Source organism: Citrobacter telavivensis, assembly GCF_041807075.1.
GTDB classification, from domain to species: domain Bacteria; phylum Pseudomonadota; class Gammaproteobacteria; order Enterobacterales; family Enterobacteriaceae; genus Citrobacter_A; species Citrobacter_A telavivensis.
On sequence record NZ_JBGUBF010000001.1, the window covers coordinates 464,125 to 488,639 of the forward strand.

At 56.6% G+C, this 24,515-nt stretch carries 22 protein-coding genes; 11 read left to right on the forward strand and 11 right to left on the reverse strand.

Translation table 11 applies throughout. The features are described 5' to 3' along the window. Nucleotides 1-114: 114 nt before the first annotated feature. The 9 genes from potE to kdpF form a co-directional block, all read right to left on the reverse strand. Complete coding sequence (gene potE / locus ACERJC_RS02140; protein ID WP_373670912.1) at nt 115-1,434, reverse strand: putrescine-ornithine antiporter; 1,320 nt, start codon at nt 1,432-1,434, stop codon at nt 115-117. After that, complete coding sequence (speF, locus tag ACERJC_RS02145; protein WP_152405467.1) at nt 1,431-3,629, reverse strand: ornithine decarboxylase SpeF; 2,199 nt, start codon at nt 3,627-3,629, stop codon at nt 1,431-1,433. The genes potE and speF overlap by 4 nt, the downstream gene beginning before the upstream one ends. Before the next feature lie 256 nt (nt 3,630-3,885). Continuing rightward, complete coding sequence (gene speFL / locus ACERJC_RS02150; protein ID WP_114149115.1) at nt 3,886-3,990, reverse strand: leader peptide SpeFL; 105 nt, start codon at nt 3,988-3,990, stop codon at nt 3,886-3,888. A gap of 278 nt (nt 3,991-4,268) precedes the next feature. Beyond that, nucleotides 4,269-4,946, reverse strand: a complete 678-nt coding sequence (gene kdpE / locus ACERJC_RS02155; protein WP_152405466.1) for a two-component system response regulator KdpE — start codon at nt 4,944-4,946, stop codon at nt 4,269-4,271. After that, on the reverse strand, nt 4,943-7,630 hold the full coding sequence (gene kdpD, locus ACERJC_RS02160; protein WP_373670913.1) for a two-component system sensor histidine kinase KdpD: 2,688 nt from the start codon (nt 7,628-7,630) through the stop codon (nt 4,943-4,945). The genes kdpE and kdpD overlap by 4 nt, the downstream gene beginning before the upstream one ends. Then, a complete protein-coding gene (gene kdpC / locus ACERJC_RS02165) occupies nt 7,630-8,196 on the reverse strand; it encodes a potassium-transporting ATPase subunit KdpC (protein ID WP_152405464.1) in 567 nt (188 codons plus the stop codon). The genes kdpD and kdpC overlap by 1 nt, the downstream gene beginning before the upstream one ends. A gap of 8 nt (nt 8,197-8,204) precedes the next feature. Next, the gene (kdpB, locus tag ACERJC_RS02170; RefSeq protein ID WP_373670914.1) at nt 8,205-10,253 is read right to left on the reverse strand and encodes a potassium-transporting ATPase subunit KdpB; all 2,049 of its coding nucleotides are present in this window, start codon (nt 10,251-10,253) and stop codon (nt 8,205-8,207) included. Nucleotides 10,254-10,273: 20 nt separating this feature from the next. Next, entirely contained in the window at nt 10,274-11,953 is a 1,680-nt protein-coding gene (gene kdpA, locus ACERJC_RS02175; protein ID WP_373670915.1) for a potassium-transporting ATPase subunit KdpA, read from the reverse strand. Beyond that, nucleotides 11,953-12,042 carry a K(+)-transporting ATPase subunit F gene (gene kdpF, locus ACERJC_RS02180; RefSeq protein WP_042285393.1) on the reverse strand — a complete coding sequence of 30 codons (90 nt, stop codon included), beginning with the start codon at nt 12,040-12,042 and terminating at the stop codon, nt 11,953-11,955. Before kdpF ends, kdpA begins: the two co-directional genes overlap by 1 nt. A gap of 308 nt (nt 12,043-12,350) precedes the next feature. On the opposite strand from kdpF, the gene ACERJC_RS02185 reads away from it, so the two are divergent. The 11 genes from ACERJC_RS02185 (at nt 12,351) to nei (ending at nt 21,698) form a co-directional block, all read left to right on the forward strand. Further along, on the forward strand, nt 12,351-12,557 hold the full coding sequence (locus ACERJC_RS02185) for a YbfA family protein (RefSeq protein ID WP_152405461.1): 207 nt from the start codon (nt 12,351-12,353) through the stop codon (nt 12,555-12,557). A gap of 94 nt (nt 12,558-12,651) precedes the next feature. Then, nucleotides 12,652-13,605 carry a YbgA family protein gene (locus tag ACERJC_RS02190; protein WP_373670916.1) on the forward strand — a complete coding sequence of 318 codons (954 nt, stop codon included), beginning with the start codon at nt 12,652-12,654 and terminating at the stop codon, nt 13,603-13,605. A gap of 20 nt (nt 13,606-13,625) precedes the next feature. Continuing rightward, nucleotides 13,626-15,044, forward strand: a complete 1,419-nt coding sequence (gene phrB, locus ACERJC_RS02195) for a deoxyribodipyrimidine photo-lyase (protein WP_373670917.1) — start codon at nt 13,626-13,628, stop codon at nt 15,042-15,044. 176 nt (nt 15,045-15,220) lie between these two features. Further along, nucleotides 15,221-15,964 (forward strand): radiation resistance protein YbgI, encoded by a 744-nt coding sequence (ybgI, locus tag ACERJC_RS02200; RefSeq protein WP_286632726.1) that lies wholly within the window; start codon nt 15,221-15,223, stop codon nt 15,962-15,964. Between the two features lie 162 nt (nt 15,965-16,126). Then, a complete protein-coding gene (gene pxpB, locus ACERJC_RS02205) occupies nt 16,127-16,783 on the forward strand; it encodes a 5-oxoprolinase subunit PxpB (protein ID WP_152405458.1) in 657 nt (218 codons plus the stop codon). Continuing rightward, entirely contained in the window at nt 16,777-17,709 is a 933-nt protein-coding gene (gene pxpC / locus ACERJC_RS02210) for a 5-oxoprolinase subunit PxpC (RefSeq protein ID WP_371895779.1), read from the forward strand. The genes pxpB and pxpC overlap by 7 nt, the downstream gene beginning before the upstream one ends. Next, nucleotides 17,699-18,433: a 5-oxoprolinase subunit PxpA gene (pxpA, locus tag ACERJC_RS02215; protein ID WP_373670918.1), complete on the forward strand. Its 735-nt coding sequence runs from the start codon at nt 17,699-17,701 to the stop codon at nt 18,431-18,433. The genes pxpC and pxpA overlap by 11 nt, the downstream gene beginning before the upstream one ends. A gap of 75 nt (nt 18,434-18,508) precedes the next feature. After that, nucleotides 18,509-19,237 (forward strand): DUF969 domain-containing protein, encoded by a 729-nt coding sequence (locus ACERJC_RS02220; protein ID WP_046477539.1) that lies wholly within the window; start codon nt 18,509-18,511, stop codon nt 19,235-19,237. Next, the gene (locus ACERJC_RS02225; protein ID WP_046477541.1) at nt 19,234-20,229 is read left to right on the forward strand and encodes a DUF979 domain-containing protein; all 996 of its coding nucleotides are present in this window, start codon (nt 19,234-19,236) and stop codon (nt 20,227-20,229) included. Before ACERJC_RS02220 ends, ACERJC_RS02225 begins: the two co-directional genes overlap by 4 nt. A 9-nt stretch (nt 20,230-20,238) precedes the next feature. Further along, nucleotides 20,239-20,883, forward strand: coding sequence for a pyroglutamyl-peptidase I (gene pcp, locus ACERJC_RS02230; protein WP_286632699.1), 645 nt, complete (start codon nt 20,239-20,241; stop codon nt 20,881-20,883). Nucleotides 20,884-20,906: 23 nt separating this feature from the next. Continuing rightward, nucleotides 20,907-21,698, forward strand: a complete 792-nt coding sequence (gene nei / locus ACERJC_RS02235) for an endonuclease VIII (protein WP_286632700.1) — start codon at nt 20,907-20,909, stop codon at nt 21,696-21,698. Here nei and ACERJC_RS02240 read toward each other — a convergent pair. After that, complete coding sequence (locus ACERJC_RS02240) at nt 21,695-22,741, reverse strand: AbrB family transcriptional regulator (protein WP_286632701.1); 1,047 nt, start codon at nt 22,739-22,741, stop codon at nt 21,695-21,697. The two genes, nei and ACERJC_RS02240, sit on opposite strands and share 4 nt — an antisense overlap. Before the next feature lie 187 nt (nt 22,742-22,928). Beyond that, a complete protein-coding gene (locus ACERJC_RS02245) occupies nt 22,929-24,212 on the reverse strand; it encodes a citrate synthase (protein WP_152405451.1) in 1,284 nt (427 codons plus the stop codon). Nucleotides 24,213-24,515: the final 303 nt, after the last annotated feature.

The window sequence follows — 24,515 nt, forward strand, 5'->3', positions numbered from 1 at the left end:
CCGATCGGATTACGCTTTCCTGTGCTCACCTTCTTCTTTTGCAGAAGTGAAAAAAAGGCGCCACAGGGCGCCTTTTATGACTGTCGTATAGCAATACGTCCACCGGGCAGGGTTTTAACCGTGCTTATTCTTCAGTTCAAAGCGCGGTGAGACCAGACCATAAAGCGTCCAGCCGAGGAAGGTCACGATGGAACCATACAGCATCGCTTCCTCACCTGACGAGTAGAGCGCATAGAAGCTGTACATCGCACCCACGAACGCCACGAAGTTTGCCGATTTTGCTTTCGCCGCCGGAACATTCGCCACTCGCTGAATGATCACCAGCGCGGCCATCGACAGGATGTACGGGATGATGTTCGTTACCACGGCCAGGTTGACCAGCACGTTAAACTGGCTGTTCAGCGACGGGCTGATAGTCATCAACGATAAGCCGCTCTGGATGACCACAATCGTCAGCATTCCCTGAACGGGCGCATCGACTTTAGTCACGCGAGAGAAGATCCTGGGAAAATAACCTTCGTCGGCAGAGGATTTAAAGACCTGGGCAATCGTGAACTGCCAGCCTAACAGCGACCCGCAGCAGGACATGATCATCAGCGCCATGATCACTTTACCCACTTCCGGCGTGAACATCTGCGCAAACGCCAGACCAAACGGGGCGGTCGAGTTTGCCAGATCCATGTTAGGCACAATCCCGGCAATGACGTTGGTGGAGACGATGTAGATCACCGCCGCGCCCAGCGTCCCGCCCAGTACGGCAATTGGTACGTTCTTTTCAGGGTTTTCCACCACTTCCGCGTTAGCACACGCCGATTCAAGACCAAGGAATGCCCACAACGTCATCGCGATAGACGAACCGACCGCCGTGAAGAACGGTACGTTATGCGGGTTCCAGGAGTTGGCATACAGGGTTGGACTAAACCAGAACCAGCCGATAATGCACAGGCCGACCACCGGAATGATGACGCCCCAGACGGTGATACTGCTGATCTGTCCGGTAATGCGCGCACCGCCAAAGTTAGCAACCGTACAGATCCACAGCACGCCAATGGTGGCGAGACCGATTTGCACCGGGGTGAGAGTAGCGCCAAATAGCTCGGTACCATAACCCACGGCGGAAATCGCGATGGCGACGTTGGCAATCAACAGCGACACCCCGTAGGTGTAGTTCGCCATAAAGTTGCCGGATTTACCAAACGCATATTCCGCGTAGCCACCCATCCCGCCGGATTTACGGCTAAACATGCCACACTTGGCGAACGCCCAGGCCAGCGCCATGGAACCGACAGCGGTAACCAGCCAGGAGATAATCGAAATGGTGCCGACTTCAGCCAGTTTGGTCGGCAGCATGATGATCCCGGAACCCATCATATTGACCATGGTCAGGATGGTGAGTTGCATCACGCCCATTTTATTGGATTTGGCTTTACTCATAATGCTTCTCCTTTCAACAGGCCAGTCTGTGCTTCACGAGGTTTAATCACGTAGCACCACACCTGTTTGCGACCATCGCACTCTTTGACGTACACACCCTGAAGCTCCGGCGCAAAACCGGGCAGCAGGTTGATCCCTTCCTCCAGCGCGCTGAAGTAACGCAGTACCGCGCCGCCCCAGACTTCCCCCGGAACCACGCACAGCACACCTGGCGGGTAAGGGAGCGCGCCTTCAGCGGCAATGCGGCCTTCGGCTTCTGGCAGAGGCACCAGATCCACTTCACCACGCAGATACGCGTAGTTGGCTTCCTGAGGGTTCATGCTAACGCGCGGGAAATGCGACTTACGGAACATCTCTTTTTGCAGCTGCTTCACGTTATGGCGTGCGTACAGGTCGTGCATCTCCTGACACAGCTGGCGCAGGGTATAACCGGCATAGCGCGCTTCGTGCTGTTTGTAGAGCGACGGCAGTACATCAGCCAGTGGCGCATCAGACTCCAGCAACCGCTCGAAACGCACCAACAGGGCGACGAGCTGTTGCAGTTTTGCCATATCTTCCGCCGGGGTCAGCAGGAACAGGATCGAGTTGAGGTCGCATTTTTCCGGCACCACGCCATTTTCACGCAGGAAGTTGGCAAGGATGGTTGCCGGGACGCCGAAGGTGTCGTATTCGCCGCTATGTGCGTTGATCCCCGGCGTGGTCAGCAGCAGTTTGCAGGGGTCAACAAAGTATTGATGCTCGGCGTACCCTTCAAACGCATGCCAGCGTTCGCCTGGGACGAAGTGGAAGAAGCGCAGGTCATTCGCAATTTCCGCGGTAGGGTAAGACTGCCACGGTTTACCCTCAATCCATTGCGGAACGAACGGGCGAATATGATGGCAGTTATCGAGGATCAGCTTACGGGCGTCGATACCGTTCGCCACGCAATCCATCCACATATTGCGACCACTGACGCCTTCGTGCATTTTGGCGTTAATATCCAGCGCCGCAAACAGCGGATAGAACGGGCTGGTGGAGGCGTGCATCATAAACGCATTATTCATGCGTTTATGCGGTACATAACGCGACTGGCCTTTGATATGGCTGTCTTTTTTGTGTATTTGCGAGGTCTGGGAGAAGCCTGCCTGCTGCTTGTGAACCGACTGCGTCACCAGAATACCCGGATCGTTTTCGTTCAGTTCCAGCAGGAGTGGTGAGCAATCCGCCATCATCGGGATAAACTGCTCATAGCCTACCCAGGCGGAGTCGAACAGGATGTAGTCGCAAAGGTGACCAATCTTATCCACCACCTGACGCGCGTTATAAATCGTGCCGTCGTAGGTTCCTAACTGGATGACGGCAAGACGGAACGGACGTGCATCCCGGGAACGCGGTGGTGCCACTTCGCTAACTAACTCACGCAGATAGCTCTCTTCAAAACAATGAGCATCGATCCCGCCGATGAAACCGTACGGGTTACGCGCCGTTTCCAGATAGACCGGCGTTGCGCCCGCCTGCAATAACGCGCCGTGATGGTTTGACTTATGGTTGTTGCGGTCGAAGAGCACCAGATCGCCCGGAGTGAGCAGCGCGTTAAGCACCACTTTGTTGGACGAAGAGGTTCCGTTCAGCACAAAGTAGGTTTTATCGGCATTAAACACCTTCGCGGCATGCTGCTGGGCAATGCACGGCGCGCCTTCGTGGATCAGCAAATCGCCCATTGCCACGTCGGCATTACACAGGTCGGAGCGGAAAAGCGCTTCGCCAAAATATTCCACGAACTGGTTGCCAGCCGGGTGACGGCGGAAAAACTCGCCACCCTGGTGTCCTGGGCAGTCGAAGGCGCTGTTCCCCTGGTTAACATAGTCAACCAGCGCGCGGAAGAACGGGGGTCGTAATTGCGTTTCGTAATGGCTGGCTGCCGTTTCTAACTGACGACCGTAGAAAGCGGTACGGGCTTCGTGACATTCAAATACGCCCGAAATGCGTGGTAGATATTCTGCCGGAACGCGCTCTTCCTCTTCCGTTGCGATGAAGACGGGAATACCGTAGCCGGTCGCGTCAATTTCATCGAGTTTTCCACGTTCAATATCATTGACAGATAACACCACTGCAGCCACATCAATAAAATGGCTTTCATCAACATTCACAATCGTGCGTTGTGTAGAAAAACAGTCAGGACAAGAACGACTCACGGCAATTTTTAATTCAGACATTTTCATCTCTTTATTTTCAGGTAATAGCAGGTCCTCAATTTCTCGAATGAGAAACTGATAACTCCGGAATAAAAGCAAAGTGTGTCCCCTGATAAATAAATCAGTAAATTGCTTTTTTTAGGATGCAAAAAACCTTACCTGTCCGGTCACAGGCGAATCAAGGCTTAAGCAGAGTGAGCACTGAGGAATACAGGCGTGAGCCTGTGATACAGCGAGTCAGGAAGACCTGTATGCTGGAGTGCCCATAGTCGAAAGACTAACGGGCATTAAAGAAATGAAAGTCAAAGCTATTACGGTGGGCAAACATCATAATATGCGTTGTCCGCCTTATATGGGGCATTGTACGGCTATTATTTTCCATTTTGCTTACCTTTACTGGATGAGTGGAAGGTGAGGGTATTTTATCCAGGAAATGGCATCATTCTGTGAAGAGGATCAATAATAAACGATCATTTTCAAAATAATTAGTCGCTGTTTATGCATATCGTGCGATAAGATATCGCATTGTTATTTATATGTTATATAAATGTATTTTATTATTTTTTTAGGATTTTACTCGTGATGGGAAATATATCTATTGTGACACAAAAAATAATAAAGATATTATTTTTGTTTTATTTAAAATAAATGAATAACCATTCAGGGCATAAAACGATAGCCAATGCCGGTTTCGGTAATGAAATGGCGGGGTCGGGCGGGATCATGCTCCAGTTTCTGTCGCAAGTGGCCCATATAAATACGCAAATAGTGACTGTGCTCGACGGCGTTCGGTCCCCAGACCTGGTTCAACAACTGGCGCTGGGTAAGCACTTTTCCGGCGTTGTTAAGCAATACGGCCAGCAGGCGAAACTCAATCGGCGTCAGGTGGATTTCCGTTTCGCCGCGATGAATCAGATGCGCAGCGAGGTCTACCTCCACATCGGAAAAGCGCACCACCGGTTCGGGGGAGGGGGTAGCGGAATGACGGCGCAGGGCAACGCGCAGGCGCGCCTGTAACTCGCCAATGCCAAAAGGCTTGCTCAGATAGTCATCGGCACCCGCGTCCAGCGCGGCAATTTTGTCACTCTCTTCGCTACGGGCAGAGAGCACAATCACCGGAACGGCGCTCCACTGTCGCAGGTCGCGAATGAAATCAATACCGTCACCATCCGGCAGGCCGAGATCGAGAATAATGAGATCGGGCTTGCGCGTTGCCGCCTCCAGCAAGCCGCGTTGAAGGGTCTCGGCTTCGTACACGCGCAGACCATCAGCTTCCAGCGCGGTACGCAGAAAGCGGCGAATGGCTTGCTCATCTTCAACAATCAGAACGTTTGTCACATATCCTCATGAAAATCTTCAAGTTCTGGCGGGGCTTCTTGCACCAGTGTAACACGGAAACAGGCACCGCCCTGAGGGCGATTATAGACGGCAATTGTCCCGCCGTGCACTTCCACAATCGCCCGACAAATGGCCAGCCCCAGCCCAACGCCCGGCACCGCTGACTCTTTGTTCCCCCGCGCGAATTTATCGAAAACGCGCTGCTCCTGACCTTGCGGAATGCCCGGCCCATTATCCCAGACGTCAAGTTGCAGATGTTTGTCTGCCACGTGTGCGTCGATACCGATCTCCGCCTGCGGTCCGGCATATTTGATGGCATTTTCCAGCAGGTTAATCAGCACCCGCTCGAACAGCGGGCCATCGACGTGAATGAGGGTCAGCGGCGCGGGCAGGGAAAGATTCACCGGATGAACCAGGCCGGGTTCCAGCATTTTCAGCGCGCTGCCGACCACTTCTTCCAGCGTCAGCCACTCTTTCTTGAGGTTGAAACCGCCCGACTGAATGCGTGCCATATCCAACAGATTGTTGACCAGGCGGGTGGTATTCAGCACATGCTGGCGAATTTCGCTGGCCTGTCTGGCATGGGGCGAGCCTTCGCTGGCGAGGTCGAGCGTGAGGATTTCCGCCTGACCAAACAGCACGGTTAGCGGGGTACGCAGGTCGTGAGAAAGCGCGGCGAGCAGGGCGTTTCGCAGGCTTTCACGTTCGCTGGCCATCCGCGCCAGTTCTTCGCTGGCCGTTAAGGTCAGGCGCTCCAGCGCATTCGCTACCAGCAGGGTGAACGTTTCCAGCAGTCGCTGCTGTTCGGGGATCATCAACTGGCGCAGATTGCCCGGTTCAACAACCACCAGTCCGTGTGTTTTATCGGCACTGCGTAAAGGCAGGATCTGGTACGGCACGCCGGGCAGGGTATCGGTGCCGGCTCCCGCCGGTAACCCTTTATCAAAGCTCCAGCGGGCAATGGCATCATCCCAGGGCGTCATTCCCTGCTGGTGGGTGAGGGCGGTCAGTTTACCCTCTTCATCCGGCAACAAAATCTGGCTGCGGGCATGAAACGTGGAGGCAATAAATTGCTCGCTGGTGGTGGCGATATCGTGTGCACGGCGTCCCATCGCCAGCGCTTTCGACATTTCATAAAGATGGCGCGTTCGCTGTTCCCGATAGCGCGCGACGCGGGCCTGGTAACGCACCCCCGCCGTCAGGTTACCGACGATCAGGCCCACCGTCAGCATGACGCCAAAGGTGAGGAGATACTGCACGTCTGAGACGGCGAGCGTGCCGCGTGGCGCAATGAAAAACAGGTCAAAACTGACCACGCTAATAAAGGTGGCAAACACCGACGGCCAGCGGCCATAGAAGAGCGCGATGACCACCACGCCAAGTAGATAGAGCATCACCAGGTTAGCGGCATCAAAGGCGGCCAGCCACTGGCTGGCAATAAAGGTGGTAAGGGCGCAGAGTGCGACAGCGACCAGGCCGCCCTGAATTTGCACCCGCCATTTGTCCTTAAAGGCGCGGGTATCAGGCACAGACGTCAGCGCCCTGACCGGCGGATCGTCCAGGGCAACAACCATCAGATCCAGTTCCGGCGCGCGTTTCGCCAGCCGGTCGGCAAACGAATCCCGGTGCCACCAGCGCCGCGTGGTCGGGCGTCCCAGCACAATTTTTCCCAGATTGTGCTCGCGGGCGTAGCGGACCACCGCTTTGTCTTCACTGGGGTCGGACAGCGTGGCGGTTTCCGCGCCTAACTCTTGCGCCAGTCGCAGGGCATGCAGAATATTACGCCGCTGCTTTTCGGGCAGACGATGCAGCGCCGGCGTTTCGACGTAGACGGCGTGCCAGACGCTGCCCAGTCGCGATGCCAGTCGCGCGGCGGTGCGCACCAGTTTTTCACTGCCGGTGTTGTGACCAATGCAGAGCAGAATGGCGTCACGGGTATGCCAGACCTTTTCTTCACCTGGACGGCCCCGCCATGCGCGCATCTGATCGTCCACCCGATCGGCGGTACGGCGCAGCGCCAGCTCGCGTAGCGCGATTAAATTGCCCTTGCGGAAGAAGTGTTCGATAGCGCGCTCGGCCTGTCCGGCGATATAGACTTTGCCCTCTTTCAGGCGCTGACGCAGATCGTCAGGAGGCAGGTCGACCAGCACCACCTCGTCGGCAGCGTCAAAAAACGGATCCGGTACGGTTTCGCGTACCTGTATCCCCGTCACGCCGCTGACCACGTCGTTCAGGCTTTCAAGATGCTGCACGTTGACGGTGGTAAAGACATCAATACCGGCATCGAGCAGTTCTTCAATGTCCTGCCAGCGCTTGGGATGGCGTGAGCCTGGCGCATTACTGTGCGCCAGTTCATCCATTAAGATCAGCGCCGGACGACGGGCGAGCGCCGCATCGAGATCGAACTCGCTGATATGTCGTCCGTGGCGTGCCTGCCGCCTCAACGGCAGGATGCTGAGACCGTCCAGCAGGGCAGCGGTCTCTTTGCGTCCGTGCGTTTCCACCACGCCAATCAGGATGTCCAGTCCCTGTGCGCGCAGGCGTTGGGCTTCGGCGAGCATGGCCCAGGTTTTTCCTACGCCCGCACAGGCACCGAAGAAAATTTTCAGTTTTCCGCGATGCGGGGCAACCGCCTGCTCCAGCAGGCGATCGGGATCGGGGCGTAAAACGTCATCATCAACCATCAGAGCCCGTCCAGCGCTAAATTGAGTTCCACAATATTGACCACCGACGGACCGATAAAGCTCACCGGCGGTTTCTGCGTGTATTTTGCAACCAGTCGCGTCACCTGTTCAATGGTGAGATGGCGAGCCTGCGCCACGCGAGGGATTTGCCACGCCACCGCGGCGGGCGTCAGGTTGTTGTCCAGCCCGCTCGCGGAGGCGGTGACCAGTTCCACCGGTACGCTACGACTAGCCTGCGGGTTGGCGGCGCGCAGGGCAGCGATCCGGCTTTGCAGTTGTTTATCCAGTTCCGGGTTACTGACGGCGAGATTACTGCCGCCGGAAGCCATGGGATTATAGGGCATTTCAGCGGTGGCCGAAGGCCGTCCCTGGAAATAGCCTTCAGAGGTAAAGTTCTGCCCGATTAGCGCAGAACCGCGCACCCCGTGGTCATCCAGAATCAGTGAACCGTTGGCCTGATGCGGGAACCACCATTGCCCAAGCGCAGTGGTCAGCAGCGGATACACGCCGCCCGTTAGCAGCATCAGGAACATCATTGTTGAGAACAGCGGACGTAAACCACTCATCAGACACCTCACACCAGACCCAGCAGGGTCAACAGTAAATCAATCACTTTGATGCCAATAAACGGCACAACCAGACCACCCAGACCGTAGATCCACAGGTTACGACGCAGCATGGCTGACGCGGAAAGCGGTTTGTAGCTCACGCCTTTCAGCGCCAGCGGGATCAGAAAGACAATGATCAAGGCGTTAAAAATTACCGCGCTCAGGATGGCCGAATCAGGCGAATGCAGACGCATAATGTTCAGCGCATTCAACTGCGGATAGGTCGCGGCGAACGCGGCCGGAATGATCGCGAAGTACTTCGCCACGTCGTTGGCGATACTGAAGGTGGTCAGCGAACCGCGCGTCATTAGCATCTGTTTGCCGATGTGCACCACTTCGATAAGCTTGGTGGGATTGGAGTCGAGATCCACCATGTTGCCTGCTTCTTTTGCCGCCTGCGTACCGGAGTTCATCGCCACCGCGACATCGGCCTGGGCCAGCGCCGGGGCGTCGTTGGTGCCATCACCGGTCATTGCCACCAGGCGACCTTCAGCCTGGTACTGGCGGATGAGCGCCAGTTTAGCCTCCGGCGTCGCTTCGGCAAGGAAGTCATCTACGCCCGCTTCGGCGGCGATGGCTGCGGCGGTCAGACGGTTATCGCCGGTAATCATCACCGTTTTGATACCCATTTTACGCAACTGGGCAAAACGCTCTTTTATCCCGCCCTTGACGATATCTTTCAGCGCGATCACGCCTAATACGCGGGAACCTTCCGCCACCACGAGCGGCGTGGCACCCAGACGGGCGACGCTATCCACCTTCTGCTCAACATCCGCCGGGAACTGGCCGCCGTTGGCCTCAACGTGGCGACGGATAGCATCGACAGAGCCTTTACGAATCATCCGGTTGTCGATGTTAATGCCGCTCATGCGACTCTGGGCGGTAAAGGGAACAAAGGTGGCATGCAGCGACTGCACATCACGCTCGCGCAGGTTAAACCGCTGCTTGGCGAGGATTACGATGCTGCGGCCTTCCGGCGTCTCATCGGCTAATGAAGAGAGCTGTGCGGCGTCGGCCAGCGTTTTTTCATCCACGCCCTGTGCAGGCAGGAAGTCCGAGGCCTGACGGTTGCCCAGCGTGATAGTGCCGGTTTTGTCCAGCAGCAGTACGTCCACGTCGCCTGCGGCCTCCACTGCGCGTCCGCTGGTGGCGATGACGTTCGCGCCGAGCATACGGCTCATCCCGGCAACGCCAATGGCGGAGAGCAACCCGCCGATAGTCGTCGGGATCAGACAAACCAGCAGGGCGACCAGTACCGTGACGCTGACCGCGTGACCGCCCCAGACTGAAAACGGCCACAGCGTGGCGGTTGCCAGTAAAAAGACAATCGTCAGGGCGACCAGCAGAATAGTCAGGGCAATCTCGTTGGGCGTTTTACGGCGCTGCGCGCCTTCGACCATGGCGATCATCCGGTCAAGGAAGGTTTCGCCAGGGTTCACGCTGCATTCGATCACCAGCCAGTCGGAGAGAATGCGCGTCCCACCGGTTACCGAGGCGAAATCGCCGCCGGACTCACGAATCACCGGCGCGGACTCGCCGGTAATGGCGCTTTCATCCACGGAGGCGCCGCCTTCAATGACTTCGCCGTCGCAGGGAATAATATCGCCTGCTTCCACCAGCACGATATCGCCTTTGCGCAGCTCATCGGCCGGGACGTGGTCCATCTTCGCGCCGTACTTCGGCTCACGCAGTTTGCGCGCGAAGGCGGTTTTTTTAACCCCTTTGAGGCTGTTGGCCTGCGCTTTACTGCGCCCCTCGGCGAGTGCTTCGGCAAAGTTGGCAAACAGTACGGTGACCCACAGCCACAGACTGATTGCCCCGGTAAACAGCGCGCTGCCCGCCATCTGTCCCGTCGCCATCGCGAGCGCGATAGCGGTAGTCAGCAGGCTGCCAATCCAGACGATGAACATCACCGGGTTGCTCCACTGGGTATGTGGACTTAATTTTTTCACTGCGTCCATCAGCGCCTGAGCGACCAGAGAGGGTTCGAACAGCGCCAGTTGTTTGCGACTCATAACATTCTGCTCCGCATTGCTCAGCGTAAGGAAAGATGTTCAGCGACTGGGCCAAGCGCCAGTGCGGGAATAAAGGTCAGGGCGCCGACTAACAGCACAGTGCCTATCAGTAAACCGATAAACAGCGCGCCGTGGGTCGCCAGCGTACCAGGACTGGCCGGTTGGCTTTTTTTCGCCACCAGCGAGCCGGCAATCGCCATCACCGGGATGATGACCCCGAAGCGGCCGACAAACATGCAGAATGCCAGCAGGCAGTTCCAGAACGGGGTGTTGGCGCTCAGACCGGCAAAGGCGCTGCCGTTGTTGTTGGCCGCTGAAGAGACGGCGTACAGCACTTCACTAAAGCCGTGTGGACCGGGGTTAAGCATGGCGCTGCGCCCCGCATCGGTCATCATGGCGAGCGCGGTACCGAGTAAAACCAGCGCAGGGGTGACCAGAATCGCCAGCGCGGTCATTTTCATCTCGCGAACATCAATTTTTTTGCCCAGGTATTCCGGTGTGCGACCAATCATCAGCCCGGCGATAAACACCGCCAGCAGCACGAACAGCAGCATGCCGTAAAGACCTGAACCGACGCCGCCGAATACCACTTCACCAATTTGCATTAGCCACATCGTCACCATGCCGCCCAGCGCAGTCAACGAGTCGTGCATGGCGATCACCGCGCCGCAAGAGGCCGCCGTCGTGACCACGGCAAACAGACTGCTCACCAGCACGCCAAAGCGGCTCTCTTTACCTTCCATATTGAGACTGGAATCTGCGCCAAACTGCAGCAGATGCGGGTTGCCCTGAACTTCTGCCCACATCACCACCGCAACGCAGACGATAAAGATGAGCGACATGGCCCACAGCAGCATCCGTCCCTGACGACGATCGCCTGCCGCGTCGCCAAACGCGAAGCAGAGTGCGGCTGGAATTAAAAAGATCGCCAGCATTTGCACCATGTTGGTCAGCGCAGTGGGGTTTTCGAATGGATGCGCAGAGTTAGCGTTAAAGAAACCGCCGCCGTTGGTCCCCAGCATTTTGATGGCTTCCTGCGAGGCCACTGGCCCCATCGGCAGCAGTTGTTGCACGCCTTCAAGGGTGGTGAAGGGTTGATAGGGCAGCAGGTTTTGCAGGCTGCCTTGCTGAATAAAGAACAGCGCAATCACCAGCGCGATGGGGCATAAGATCCACAGCGTAATGCGCACCAGATCGACCCACGCATTGCCCAGCGTGCTCATGCTCTGGCGCGTAAAGGCGCGGATCAGGGCAAATACCACGGCGATCCCGGTTGCGGCAGATAAAAAGTTTTGTACCGTCAGTCCGGCCATCTGGCTGAAGTAGCTTAAGGTGGTTTCCCCGCTGTAGGACTGCCAGTTGGTGTTAGCCACAAAGCTGACCGCGGTGTTGAGCGCCAGATGCCACGACAGGCCAGGCAGCTGCTGTGGATTCAGCGGCAGAAGGTTCTGCCACAACAACAGCAGAAACAGGATGGTCAGCCCCAGCATATTCAGCGCGAGGATCGCCAGCAGGTACTGCTTCCAGTTCATTTCGCGTGACGAAATGCCCAGCCCGCGCCAGATCAGGCGCTCAATGCCTGCCGTACCGGGTAGCGAGTTATTGCCGATCAGCCGCGCCAGGCCCGTGCCTAACGCTCTTGCGAGTACGAATAAAATCACCAGGAAACTGAAGATGAGTAAAAATCCTTGCGCAGCCATCAGAACGCCTCCGCATTGATTAATGCATACACCAGGTAACCTAATAATAAGAAAATCAGCACGATGCCGATTATCACGCCTGCACTCACAGTGCACCTCCAGTGGCATAAATGAGATAAACAAAGCGTAAATATCTGGCTGCAAAGATTTCGCAAAAATCGGCGTCGGGGGTGTAAAAAAAGTATAAAAATGGCAAAGACCATCATTTAACTAATGATTAGTATTAATTTAACCTTTATGTAACTTAATTACGCGATAAAGATAAACAAAGCGTAAATAGCTAAAAATAAGTGGTCGGATGAGTAGTAAAATTACACGCAAAGCGGTACTATTTTCAGCAGATAACCAATTTGACTTTACCGGTGATGATTACCGGCCAGATAAAGGGGAGAGAATCATGGGGTTGTACAAAGAATATCCAGCACATGTTGTATTGTTACGCCGTACTTTCGCCGTCGTGGCTGGGGTGCTGGCGCTGCCGGTCATGTTGTTCTGGAAAGACCGCGCCCGTTTTTATAGCTATTTACACCGTGTGTGGTCAAAAACCAGCGATAAACCGGTGTGGATGGATCAGGCTGAAAAAGCCACCGGCGATTTCTACTAAGACTATCGCGTTCAGAAAAACCGCCAACAGCAATGTGGCGGTTTTTTTATGTCTCTGTGTCTACACTTATTTCAGAAATGGAAAAGGAGACATCATGAGCGAGAAAATCCCTGTTGGCATTAGCGCCTGTTTGTTAGGGGAGGCGGTTCGCTTTGATGGTGGACATAAGCGCCTGACCTTTGCAGTCGAAGAACTTTCACCGTGGGTGCACTTTGAACCCGTTTGTCCGGAAATGGCGATCGGCCTGCCGGTGCCGCGTCCTGCACTGCGTTTAGTCAAAATGGAAGAGGCAATTGCATTGCGTTTCAGCGATCGGCGGGAGGGCGATTTAACCCAGATGATGACCGCGTTCAGTGAAGAACGTGTCAGTCGTTTCGAACACCTTTGTGGTTATATCGTCTGTGCGAAATCCCCCAGTTGCGGCATGGAACGCGTACGCGTGTATGACGCGGAAGGAAAAAACAACCGTAAGGCCGGGCGCGGTATCTATACCGCAGTGCTGATGGCGCGCTTTCCGTGGCTCCCGGTTGAAGAAGACGGGCGACTGCACGATCCACAGTTACGAGAAAATTTTGTCGCGCGGATTTATGCACTGCATGAATTGCATGGTCTTCGCCAACAAGGACTGACGCGCGGCGCGCTGATTAACTATCACAGCCGCTATAAACTGTTACTGCTGGCTCATTCACAGCCGGAATACCGCGAACTGGGGCGCTTTGTCGCTGCTATCCACGAATGGGAAAACCTGGATGCGTTTTTCATTGAATATCGTCTGCGCCTGATGAAACTGCTGTCCCATCCTGCCACCCGGCGTAACCATACCAATGTCCTGATGCACGTTCAGGGCTATTTTCGCAAACAGCTCAATGCCCGCCAGCGGCAGGAGTTGGCTTCCCTCATTGACGGCTACCGACGCGCTACGCAACCACTGCTTGCGCCAGTCACGCTGCTCAAACACTATATGGCGGAATATCCGGATGCGTATCTCTCCGGGCAACGCTATTTTGATCCCTGGCCGGAAGCTCTGCGGCTGCGCTACGGGAGCTGATTTTTTCTTTCGGGAGTGTTATGTCCACCCATCTGGTCTGGTTTCGCCGCGATCTCCGCCTGCATGACCATCTTGCCCTTGCCGCCGCCTGTCGCCACCGCTCCGCGCGCGTCGTGGCGCTGTTTATCTCCACGCCTGGACAGTGGGCGAACCATGAAATGTCACCGCGGCAGGCCGCTTTTATCCAGGCCCAGTTGACCGCCTTACAAAAGGCGCTGGCGGAAAAGGGCATTCCGTTACTGTTTGAGGAGGTCGATGACTTTGCGGCCAGCATCGACGTGGTGAAATCGGTGTGTGAACAGCAGGCCGTCAGCCATCTGTTCTACCACTACCAGTACGAAGTGAATGAGCGTGAGCGCGATGCGGCAGTGGAACGCGCGTTACCTGATGTGGTTTGCGAAGGGTTTGATGACAGCGTGATCCTGCCGCCAGGCTCGGTGATGACGGGAAATCATGAGATGTATAAAGTCTTCACGCCGTTTAAAAACGCCTGGCTAAAACGGCTGAAGGAGGGGATGCCGGTGTGTGTTCCCGCGCCCGAACGGCGTGAAGGGCATGAGGTTTCGACATCGCTGCCTCCGATTAACCTTAACTATCCACAGCAGGATTTTGACCAGACCCTTTTCCCGGCAGACGAGAAAGCTGCGATTGCCCGGCTGCGTCAGTTTTGCCAGCAGGGCGCGGGCGAGTACGAAGCACGACGTGACTTCCCGGCGATTGAGGGCACCAGTCGTTTGTCCGCCAGTCTGGCAACGGGGGGCTTGTCGCCACGCCAGTGCCTGCATCGCCTGCTGGCGGAACAGCCGCAGGCGCTGGACGGCGGCACGGGCAGCGTCTGGCTGAACGAACTCATCTGGCGCGAGTTTTATCGTCATCTGCTGACGTACCATCCCAAACTGTGCAAACACCGCCCCTTTATCCTCTGGACCGATCGCGTGCGCTGGCGAGACAGCGCGGCCCATTTTCAGGCCTGGCAAGAAGGAAAAACGGGTTATCCGATTGTCGATGCGGCGATGCGGCAACTGAACGCCACCGGCTGGATGCATAACCGCCTGCGGATGATTACGGCCAGCTTCCTGGTGAAAGATCTGCTGATCGACTGGCGTAAAGGCGAGCGTTATTTCATGACGCAACTGATTGATGGCGATCTCGCCGCAAATAACGGCGGCTGGCAGTGGGCGGCCTCCACCGGAACCGACGCCGCGCCGTACTTTCGCATTTTTAACCCGACGACGCAGGGTGAAAAGTTCGACTGCGACGGTGAGTTTATCCGCCAGTGGATCCCAGAACTGAGCGATGTACCGGGCAAGGCGATACACGAACCGTGGAAATGGGCGACAAACGCGGGCATCACGCTCGACTACCCGCAGCCTGTTGTCGATCACAAACAGGCGCGCATGGAGACGCTTGCCGCGTATGAGGCCGCGCGAAAAAGCTGACGGTGACTATGCGGTCTGGCGCCATAAATATTCAGAAGGACGCGTGTAAACCCGTCCTTCTTTTTATGGTTTAATGCGGGGCGATGGTTTCTTAATATGGCTAATAAATTGTCTATCGACGAACAGGCACAGGGACGCTATGTTAACGGAGTGCATAAATAAACAAGGGATCGATGATGAAAAACACCGAACTGGAGCAACTGATCAACGAGAAACTGAACAGCGCCGCCATCAGCGACTACGCGCCAAACGGTTTACAGGTTGAAGGCAAAGAGACGGTGCAGAAAATTGTCACCGGCGTGACCGCCAGTCAGGCGTTACTGGATGAAGCGGTGCGTTTGCAGGCCGATGCGGTCATCGTTCATCATGGTTATTTCTGGAAAGGCGAGTCCCCGGTGATTCGCGGGATGAAGCGCAATCGCCTGAAAACACTGCTGGCGAATGACATTAACCTCTACGGCTGGCATCTCCCGCTGGATGCGCATCCCGAACTGGGCAACAACGCACAGCTGGCGGCCCTGCTGGGGATCACCGTGCTGGGGGAAATCGAGCCGCTGGTTCCCTGGGGCGAACTGGCGATTCCGGTGCCGGGGCTGGAACTGGCGTCGTGGATTGAAGCGCGTCTTGGACGCAAGCCGCTGTGGTGCGGTGATACCGGGCCGGATACCGTTAAACGTGTTGCCTGGTGCACCGGCGGTGGACAAAGCTTCATCGACAGCGCCGCGCAGGCTGGCGTCGACGCCTTTATCACCGGCGAAGTTTCTGAACAAACCATCCACTCTGCCCGTGAACAGGGGCTGCATTTCTACGCCGCCGGACACCATGCTACCGAACGCGGCGGGATCCGTGCGCTCAGCGAATGGCTGACGGAGAACTCCGATTTGGATGTGACATTTATTGATATTCCCAACCCTGCATAACCCGCCTCATAAGGGCTATTTTACTTGCCATTCTGGCCCTGGGCAGTGCTCAAAATCCTCACGTACTCCCTGTACGCTCCGGTTTTCGCGCGCTGCCCGAGTCCAGACTGGCTGCGACAATAACGCCTGATGAAGCGGGTGGTAAGAACAAGAGGAACGCAAGTGCAACGAGCGCGTTGTTATCTGTTAGGTGAAACGGCGGTGGTGCTGGAGCTTGAGCCGCCGGTGACGCTGGCGAGCCAGAAACGTATCTGGCGACTGGCCCAGCGTTTGGTTGAGACACCAAACGTTGTTGAGGCTATTCCTGGAATGAACAATATCACCGTGATCCTGCGTGACCCGCAAACGCTGGCGCTGGATGCGATTGAACGCCTGCAACGCTGGTGGGAGGAGAGTGAGGCGCTGGAGCCTGACTCGCGCTATATCGAAATTCCGGTGACCTACGGCGGTGCTGGCGGTCCCGATCTGGCAGACGTTGCCCGCCACAGCGGTCTGAGCGAAAAGCAGGTGGTGGAACTGCACGCGTCGGTCGAGTACGTGGTCTGGTTTTTAGGTTTTCAGCCCGGATTCCCGTATCTCGGCAGCTTACCGGAACAACTGCACACGCCAAGACGCGCTGAGCCGCGGCTGATCGTTCCGGCGGGGTCGGTGGGTATCGGCGGGCCGCAAACCGGCATTTATCCGCTGCCAACACCCGGCGGCTGGCAACTGATCGGACACACCGCGCTGCCGCTGTTCGACCCGAAAAAAGAGCAACCGGTTCTCCTGCGCCCCGGCGACAGCGTGCGCTTTATCCCGCAGAAGGAGGGGGTATGCTGAATATTATTCGCGCGGGACTGTACACCTCGGTTCAGGACGGCGGTCGGCACGGTTTTCGTCAGTCAGGCGTCAGCCACTGCGGCGCGCTGGATAAACCCGCGATGCAAATCGCCAACCTGTTGGTGGGCAATGAGGCCAGTGCGCCAGTACTGGAAATTACCCTTGGGCAGTTAGTGGTGGAGTTTGAAACCGACGGCTGGTTTGCCCTGACCGGTGCGGGATGTGAAGCGCGACTGGACAATCACCCCGTCTGGACAGGCTGGCGTCTGCCGGTAAAAGCGGGCCAGCGTCTGGCGCTGAAGCGTCCGCAGCACGGTATGCGCAGCTATCTTGCGCTGGCGGGCGGCATCGACGTGCCGGAAGTGATGGGGTCTTGCAGTACCGATCTCAAAGTGGGCATTGGCGGGCTGGAAGGTCGTCTGCTCAAAGATGGCGACCGGCTGGCCATCGGCAAACCCCGACGCACGTTCAGGGAGGCGCTGGGGGTAAAACAGCTGCTGTGGGGGAACCGCATTCGGGCGCTACCGGGGCCGGAGTATCACGAATTTGACGCGGTTTCGCAGGAGTCGTTCTGGCGATCGCCGTGGCATCTCAGTCCGCAGAGTAACCGGATGGGCTACCGCTTACAGGGGCAGCCGTTGACGCGAACGACGGATCGGGAACTGGTGTCGCACGGTCTGCTGCCTGGTGTGGTTCAGGTACCGCACAACGGCCAGCCGATTGTGTTAATGAATGATGCCCAGACGACCGGCGGCTATCCGCGCATCGCCTGTATTATCGAGGCTGACATGTACCATCTGGCGCAGATCCCGCTCGGTCAACCCATTCACTTTGTTCAGTGTTCGCTGGAGGAGGCGCTGAAAGCGCGTCAGGACCAACAGCGCTATCTGCAACAACTCACATGGCGACTCAACGATGAACATTGATTTAAATGCGGACCTCGGTGAAGGCTGCGCCAGCGATGGCGCGCTGTTGACGCTGGTCTCATCGGCTAACATTGCCTGCGGATTTCATGCCGGCGATGCGCAAACCATGCTGGCAAGCGTGCGTGAAGCGCTGAAAAATGGCGTTGCCATTGGCGCGCATCCGAGCTTTCCGGATCGGGAAAACTTTGGCCGCACGGCGATGACGCTGCCTGCACAAACGGTCTACGCACAAACGCTGTATCAAATCGGCGCGCTGGCGGCAATGACCCGGGCGGAGGGCGGCGTCATGCGTCATGTGAAACCTCACGGCATGCTCTACAACCAGGCGGCGAAAGATCCGCAACTGGCGGATGCCATTGCGAAGGCGGTGCACGCCTGCGATCCGGCGCTGATTCTGGTCGGCCTGGCGGGAAGCGAACTGATCCGCGCGGGTGAGCGCTACGGTCTCACCACGCGTCAGGAGGTGTTCGCCGATCGTGGTTATCTGGCGGATGGCAGCCTGGTGCCGCGCAGCCAACCAGGCGCGCTGATTGAAGACGAAGAACAGTCGCTGGCACAAACGCTGGAGATGGTTGAGCGCGGACGCGTAAAAAGCCTCACCGGTGAATGGGCAAGCGTCACCGCGCAGACGGTTTGTATTCATGGCGATGGCGAACACGCGCTGGCCTTCGCCCGCCGTTTACGCTCGGCATTTGAATCACGCGGTATCAAGATTATCGCATAAGAATTGACGCAGCCCCCACTGAGGGGCTGTGCATATAAAAACACCACAACAAAACATAACATACAGGAATGGATTATGGGAGATGCAATAACTCTCTGGCCACTGATGGGCATCGCCGTCATTGTGGTTGGATTCCTTTTACGTTTTAACCCGGTGCTGGTGGTCATTGTCGCCGGAATCGTCACTGGGCTGGCGGCGCAAATGCCGTTCGCCACGATCCTCGAAAAGCTGGGCGAAGGTTTTCTCAACACCCGCAACCTGCCGTTTATCCTGCTGATCCCGCTGGCGGTTATTGGCCTGCTCGAGCGTCACGGTCTGAAAGAACGCGCTCAGGCGTGGATTGCCAAAATTCAAAGCGCCACGTCAGGTCGCCTGCTGATTGTCTATCTGTTCATTCGTGAGGCTACCGCTGCGCTGGGGCTGACCAGCCTGGGCGGACATCCGCAAATGGTGCGCCCGCTGTTAGCGCCAATGGCGGAAGGGGCAGCGGAGAAGACGTACGGGACATTGCCCGGCGCAGTGCGCTACCGCCTGCGGGCGATGTCGGCGGCGACGGATAACGTGGGACTCTTTTTTGGTGAGGATATTTTCGTGGCGTTCGGCGCGATTATCTTCATGCACAACTTTATGCTGGAGTCTGGCGGCATTCAGACCGAGCCGCTGCACATTGCCCTGTGGGGGATCCCGACGGCCCTGTGCGCCTTTGTGATCCACGGCACGCGACTGTGGCGACTGGATAACTATCTGCAACGCGAGATGGCGAAAGCCGGTTCTGTTGATACCCGCAAAGGAGAGGCGCAATGAATTTTCAGCAAAGCTACCTCTACTGGCTGGCGGGGATCGTTCTGCTCATTGTCGCCATCATGTCCTGGCAGGACAAAGCCAATCCGCGTCGGTTGACGACGGGGCTATTCTGGGGCGTCTACGGGCTGTTGTTCTTACTGGGCGACTGGACATATCAACTGGTGGGCGACAAACGTACGGTCAACATTGCCGTGGGTGTCGCGGTGGTGTTAATGGCGCTGATCGCCGGCTTTGGCGGCGTGAAATTGGGGAGTTATCATCAGCGTACCCGCGAGCAGCGTGAAGAGAGCGCCACGCGTCTGGGGAACCGCCTGTTTTATCCGGCGCTGGCCATTCCGGTCGTCACCGTGATTGGTGTGCTGATGTTCAACCATATTCCGGGATTGCAGGATGCCCTGTTTGGACCGGGCAATCACGCCACGCTGGTGACGCTGTTCTCGATGACCGCAGGCTCGCTGATTGGTCTGGGTATGGCGATTAAAATGACCCATGAGAAGGTGCATCAGCCAGTCCAGGAGGCGCGCCGCCTGCTGGATTCCATCGGTTGGGCATTTATTCTGCCGCAGATCCTCGCGACGTTAGGGCTGCTGTTTACGGCGGCAGGTGTCGGCAGCGGAATTTCATATCTTACGCAAGAGTATCTGGCCGTCGACAGCCGCTTCATTGCGGTGGCGGTGTATACCATTGGGATGGCTCTGCTGACGATGGTGATGGGCAATGCGTTTGCCGCCTTTCCGATTGTCACGGCGGGGATTGGCATTCCGATTCTGGTGCTCCAGCACGGCGGGAATCCGGCGGTGATGGCGGCCATCGGGATGTTCTCCGGCTATTGTGGCACGCTGATGACGCCGATGGCGGCGAACTTTAACATTGTGCCCGCCGCGCTGCTGGAACTGCCGGATAAAAACGCGGTCATTAAAGCGCAGGTGCCGACCGGTGTGCTGTTACTGCTCGTTAACGTGTTCCTGATGTATTTCCTGATGTTCCTGTAAGGAGGACGGATGAAAACAGTCTTAATTACCGGGTTTGAGCCCTTCGGCGGCGAGCAGGTTAACCCTTCCTGGGAAGTGGTCTCTCGCCTCGACAATGCTATCATCGCGGAGTGTCGCGTGGTGGCACGCCAACTGCCGTGTGTGTTTGGCGACGCACTCAGTGTGCTGAACTCGGCCATTGATACGCTCTCTCCGTCGCTGGTGTTGGCGATCGGTCAGGCGGGCGGACGGTCGGATATCACCGTTGAGCGCGTGGCTGTCAACGTCGACGACGCCCGTATCCCGGACAATAAAGGCCAACAGCCGGTGGATGAGCCGATTGTTGTCGGCGGGCCTGCGGCCTGGTTTAGCACGCTGCCGATCAAAGCGATGGTGGCGGCGATGCGTGAAGCCGGCGTGCCAGCGTCGGTATCACAGACGGCGGGGACGTTTGTCTGCAACCATGTGATGTACGGATTGCTGCACAAACTGAGCGGTAGTGCGGAGGTGAAGGGGGGATTCATCCATATCCCTTATCTGCCGCAGCAGGCGGCGGCGCATCCGGGAGCACCCAGTATGGCGGCGGAAACGGTGCGTCTGGCGCTGGAGGTGGCGATCGCCACCGCATTACAGGTCGACGATGACATCGCCGTGACGGGTGGTGCCACGCACTAATCTTCTCAGATAAGGACAGAACCATGCCTGAAGGCCCGGAAATCCGCCGCGCGGCGGATAACCTGGAGGCGGCGATCAAAGGCAAACCCTTGACGGATGTCTGGTTTGCCTTTGCGCAGTTAAAACCGTATCAATCCCCGCTGGTGGGGCAGACCGTCACGGCGATGGAGACGCGCGGCAAAGCGCTGCTGACCCATTTTTCCGATGGCCTGACGCTCTACAGCCATAACCAGCTGTATGGCGTCTGGCGCGTGGTGGACAGTGGCGACACGCCGCAAACCACCCGCGTTCTGCGCGTTAAACTGCAAACGGCGGACAAAACCATTCTGCTCTACAGCGCGTCTGATATTGAAATGTTGACGCCGGCGCAACTGACCACCCATCCCTTTCTGCAGCGGGTCGGACCGGACGTGCTGGACCCACGCCTGACGCCTGAGGCGGTGAAAACCCGGTTACTCTCACCGCGTTTTCGCAACCGCCAGTTTTCTGGTCTGCTGCTGGATCAAGCCTTTCTTGCCGGGCTGGGGAACTATCTGCGGGTGGAGATCCTCTGGCAGGTGGGATTAACCGGTCAGCATAAAGCCCGCGATCTCAGCGAGGTGCAACTGGAAGCGTTATCGCATGCGCTGTTGGATATTCCGCGCCTGTCGTATACCACGCGCGGTCAGGCGGATGACAACAAACATCATGGCGCGCTGTTTCGTTTTAAGGTGTTCCACCGCGACGGTGAACCCTGCGAGCGCTGCGGCGGGATCATCGCAAAAACCACGCTCTCCTCACGCCCGTTTTATTGGTGTCCACATTGCCAGCATTAATGCGCCTGTCGTGGCGCCTTTGCTGAAATAAAGCGGGCGATGGCCGGGCCGGTGAGGAGAATACTGAACAGGCGCAGGGTTTGCATCGCCATAATCAGCGTCATATCGGCGTGGCTGCCGGCGGCAATCACCGCAACCGTATCCAGCCCGCCTGGGCTGGTGGCGAGATAGGCGGTTAAAAAATCAATCTGCATATAGTGGGCGAGCCCCCAGGCCATCGCCGCACAAATCGCCAGTAAGGCGAAGATGGAGACCAGGATCTGCGGCAACGGTCGCAGTGCCATAAAAAATACCTGCTTGTCGAACCCGAGACCAATCTGCCAGCCAATAATCATATAGGCTATCGCCAGCAGCCATTCCGGCAGTTCAATTACCATCACGCCGCTCGCGTGCAGCACTGCGCCGACCAGCATCGGCACCAGCATCGTACCGGAGGGAATGCGCAGCACCCGTCCAATCACGCTGGCTACCGCCGCTAGCAGCAGCGTAGTGAACAAATTGCCGCTCAGCGGCGGGAACCACTCAATCTGTTGGCTGACGGCTTCCGCGCTTTCGCCCATGATAAACCGCGTCACCAGCACCGCCGCTCCGGCGACAAACAGCACCCGCAGATACTGCATAAAGGCGACCAGACGGATGTCCGCGCCGTAATCCTGGGCCATTGCAACCATCGCCGCCGCGCCACCCGGCGATGAGCCCCACGCGCCGGTATTACCCGGTAGCGAACTGTAGCGAACCAGCAGCCAGCCGACGACCGTGCTGGAGAGCAGCGTCACCAGCAGCACCGCCAGCACCACTACCCAGTTTGCCGCCAGCGTCGTTAATAATGAGCCTGACAAATTCTGCGCAATCATACAGCCAAGAATGGCCTGCGCGCCGAGGAAGGTACAGCGAGGGAGTCGCAGGGAGATACCGCGAAGACTAAACAGAATACCGGTGATCATCGGGCCGAGCAGTAACGCCGCCGGAAGATGAATGCTGAGAAAGAGCAGGGACAGAAGGAGTGACAGCAAAAACAACAAGCCCCACTGCAGAACTGGCATCCTGTGCTCCCGGAAGAAAATGAACAAACTATCCGTAAATCATAGAGAAGGGCAGAGAAGATTAATATAACGAGGGTCAAGAAAAGGTAGGGAAGTTGCCGGATGGCGCTAACGCTTATCCGGCCTACGAATTGACAACCGTAGGCCGGATAAGACGCGGTAGCGTCACCATCCGGCAGTCTGACGATTAATGCTTAAGGTCAGATTTAAAGTCACGCTTGTCGTAGCCGGTATACAGCTGACGCGGACGCGCGATTTTCATGCCATCGGTATGCATTTCGCTCCAGTGCGCAATCCAGCCAACGGTACGCGCCATCGCGAAGATAACCGTGAACATGGAGGACGGGATCCCCATCGCTTTCAGGATGATACCGGAGTAGAAGTCGACGTTCGGGTAGAGTTTCTTCTCGATGAAGTACGGGTCGTTCAGTGCGATGTGCTCCAGCTCCATTGCCACTTCCAGCAGGTCATCTTTGGTACCCAGCTCTTTCAGTACTTCGTGGCAGGTCTCACGCATCACGGTCGCACGCGGATCGTAGTTTTTGTAAACACGGTGACCGAAGCCCATCAGGCGGAAAGAGTCATTCTTGTCTTTCGCACGACGAACAAATTCCGGAATGTGTTTAACCGAGCTGATTTCTTCCAGCATTTTCAGCGCCGCTTCGTTCGCGCCGCCGTGTGCTGGTCCCCACAGGGAAGCAATACCCGCCGCGATACAAGCAAACGGGTTCGCGCCAGACGAGCCGGCAGTACGTACGGTCGAGGTGGACGCGTTCTGTTCATGGTCGGCGTGCAGGATCAGGATACGGTCCATTGCGCGTTCCAGTACCGGGTTCACTTCATAAGTTTCGCACGGCGTGGAGAACATCATGTTCAGGAAGTTACCGGCGTAGGAGAGGTCATTACGCGGATAAACAAACGGCTGGCCGATAGAATATTTGTAACACATCGCCGCCATCGTCGGCATTTTGGACAGCAGACGGAATGCTGCGATTTCGCGGTGGCGCGGATTGTTAACATCCAGAGAGTCGTGATAGAACGCGGCGAGCGCACCGGTGATCCCGCACATCACCGCCATCGGATGTGAATCGCGGCGGAAAGCGTGGAACAGACGGGTGATTTGCTCATGGATCATCGTATGGCGGGTCACGGTGGTTCTGAACGCGTCGTATTCTGCCTGCGTCGGTTTTTCGCCGTTCAGCAGGATGTAACATACTTCCAGATAGTTAGACTCGGTGGCTAACTGATCGATCGGGAAGCCGCGATGTAACAAAATTCCTTCATCGCCGTCGATGAACGTAATTTTTGATTCGCAGGATGCAGTAGAGGTGAAACCAGGGTCAAAAGTGAACATCCCCTTTGAACCCAGGCTACGAATATCAATAACATCTTGACCTAGCGTGCCCTTCAGCACATCCAGTTCAATAGCAGTATCACCATTTAGCGTGAGTTTTGCTTTTGTGTCAGCCATTTACGGTCTCCTTAGCGCCTTATTGCTTAAGACTACTCAGGTGAGATTTGCCATCGATACATCAATCAACCGTTACCAGTTTGTTATTCGGCTCGCCGCTCTGGATAGAGGAGAAAACCAGGGTACAGAGCAATGGGCGCTTGCAGGTAAATCAGTTAACTCATGGTGAATTAGCAACAAATCAACAACTTAGCAATCCGAATTATTCAACCTGTCTATCACTATTAACTGTACTGAAGGGATCGGTCAATATCTTCCTACTGTTGCATAACTTATTTGCAGGTTAAAGAGTGACCCCATAAC

Coding starts and splice junctions, on each gene's coding strand:
- ACERJC_RS02240 (WP_286632701.1), bottom strand. CDS start 22,741: ATGCCAGTTCTGCAGTGGGGCTTGTTGTTTTTGCTGTCACTCCTTCTG.
- kdpB (WP_373670914.1), bottom strand. CDS start 10,253: ATGAGTCGCAAACAACTGGCGCTGTTCGAACCCTCTCTGGTCGCTCAG.
- kdpC (WP_152405464.1), bottom strand. CDS start 8,196: ATGAGTGGTTTACGTCCGCTGTTCTCAACAATGATGTTCCTGATGCTG.
- ACERJC_RS02185 (WP_152405461.1), top strand. CDS start 12,351: ATGGGGTTGTACAAAGAATATCCAGCACATGTTGTATTGTTACGCCGT.
- pxpC (WP_371895779.1), top strand. CDS start 16,777: ATGCTGAATATTATTCGCGCGGGACTGTACACCTCGGTTCAGGACGGC.
- kdpA (WP_373670915.1), bottom strand. CDS start 11,953: ATGGCTGCGCAAGGATTTTTACTCATCTTCAGTTTCCTGGTGATTTTA.
- pxpA (WP_373670918.1), top strand. CDS start 17,699: ATGAACATTGATTTAAATGCGGACCTCGGTGAAGGCTGCGCCAGCGAT.
- nei (WP_286632700.1), top strand. CDS start 20,907: ATGCCTGAAGGCCCGGAAATCCGCCGCGCGGCGGATAACCTGGAGGCG.
- potE (WP_373670912.1), bottom strand. CDS start 1,434: ATGAGTAAAGCCAAATCCAATAAAATGGGCGTGATGCAACTCACCATC.
- pcp (WP_286632699.1), top strand. CDS start 20,239: ATGAAAACAGTCTTAATTACCGGGTTTGAGCCCTTCGGCGGCGAGCAG.
- ACERJC_RS02245 (WP_152405451.1), bottom strand. CDS start 24,212: ATGGCTGACACAAAAGCAAAACTCACGCTAAATGGTGATACTGCTATT.
- speF (WP_152405467.1), bottom strand. CDS start 3,629: ATGTCTGAATTAAAAATTGCCGTGAGTCGTTCTTGTCCTGACTGTTTT.
- speFL (WP_114149115.1), bottom strand. CDS start 3,990: ATGGAAAATAATAGCCGTACAATGCCCCATATAAGGCGGACAACGCAT.
- phrB (WP_373670917.1), top strand. CDS start 13,626: ATGTCCACCCATCTGGTCTGGTTTCGCCGCGATCTCCGCCTGCATGAC.
- ACERJC_RS02225 (WP_046477541.1), top strand. CDS start 19,234: ATGAATTTTCAGCAAAGCTACCTCTACTGGCTGGCGGGGATCGTTCTG.
- kdpD (WP_373670913.1), bottom strand. CDS start 7,630: ATGGTTGATGATGACGTTTTACGCCCCGATCCCGATCGCCTGCTGGAG.
- ACERJC_RS02220 (WP_046477539.1), top strand. CDS start 18,509: ATGGGAGATGCAATAACTCTCTGGCCACTGATGGGCATCGCCGTCATT.
- ybgI (WP_286632726.1), top strand. CDS start 15,221: ATGAAAAACACCGAACTGGAGCAACTGATCAACGAGAAACTGAACAGC.
- ACERJC_RS02190 (WP_373670916.1), top strand. CDS start 12,652: ATGAGCGAGAAAATCCCTGTTGGCATTAGCGCCTGTTTGTTAGGGGAG.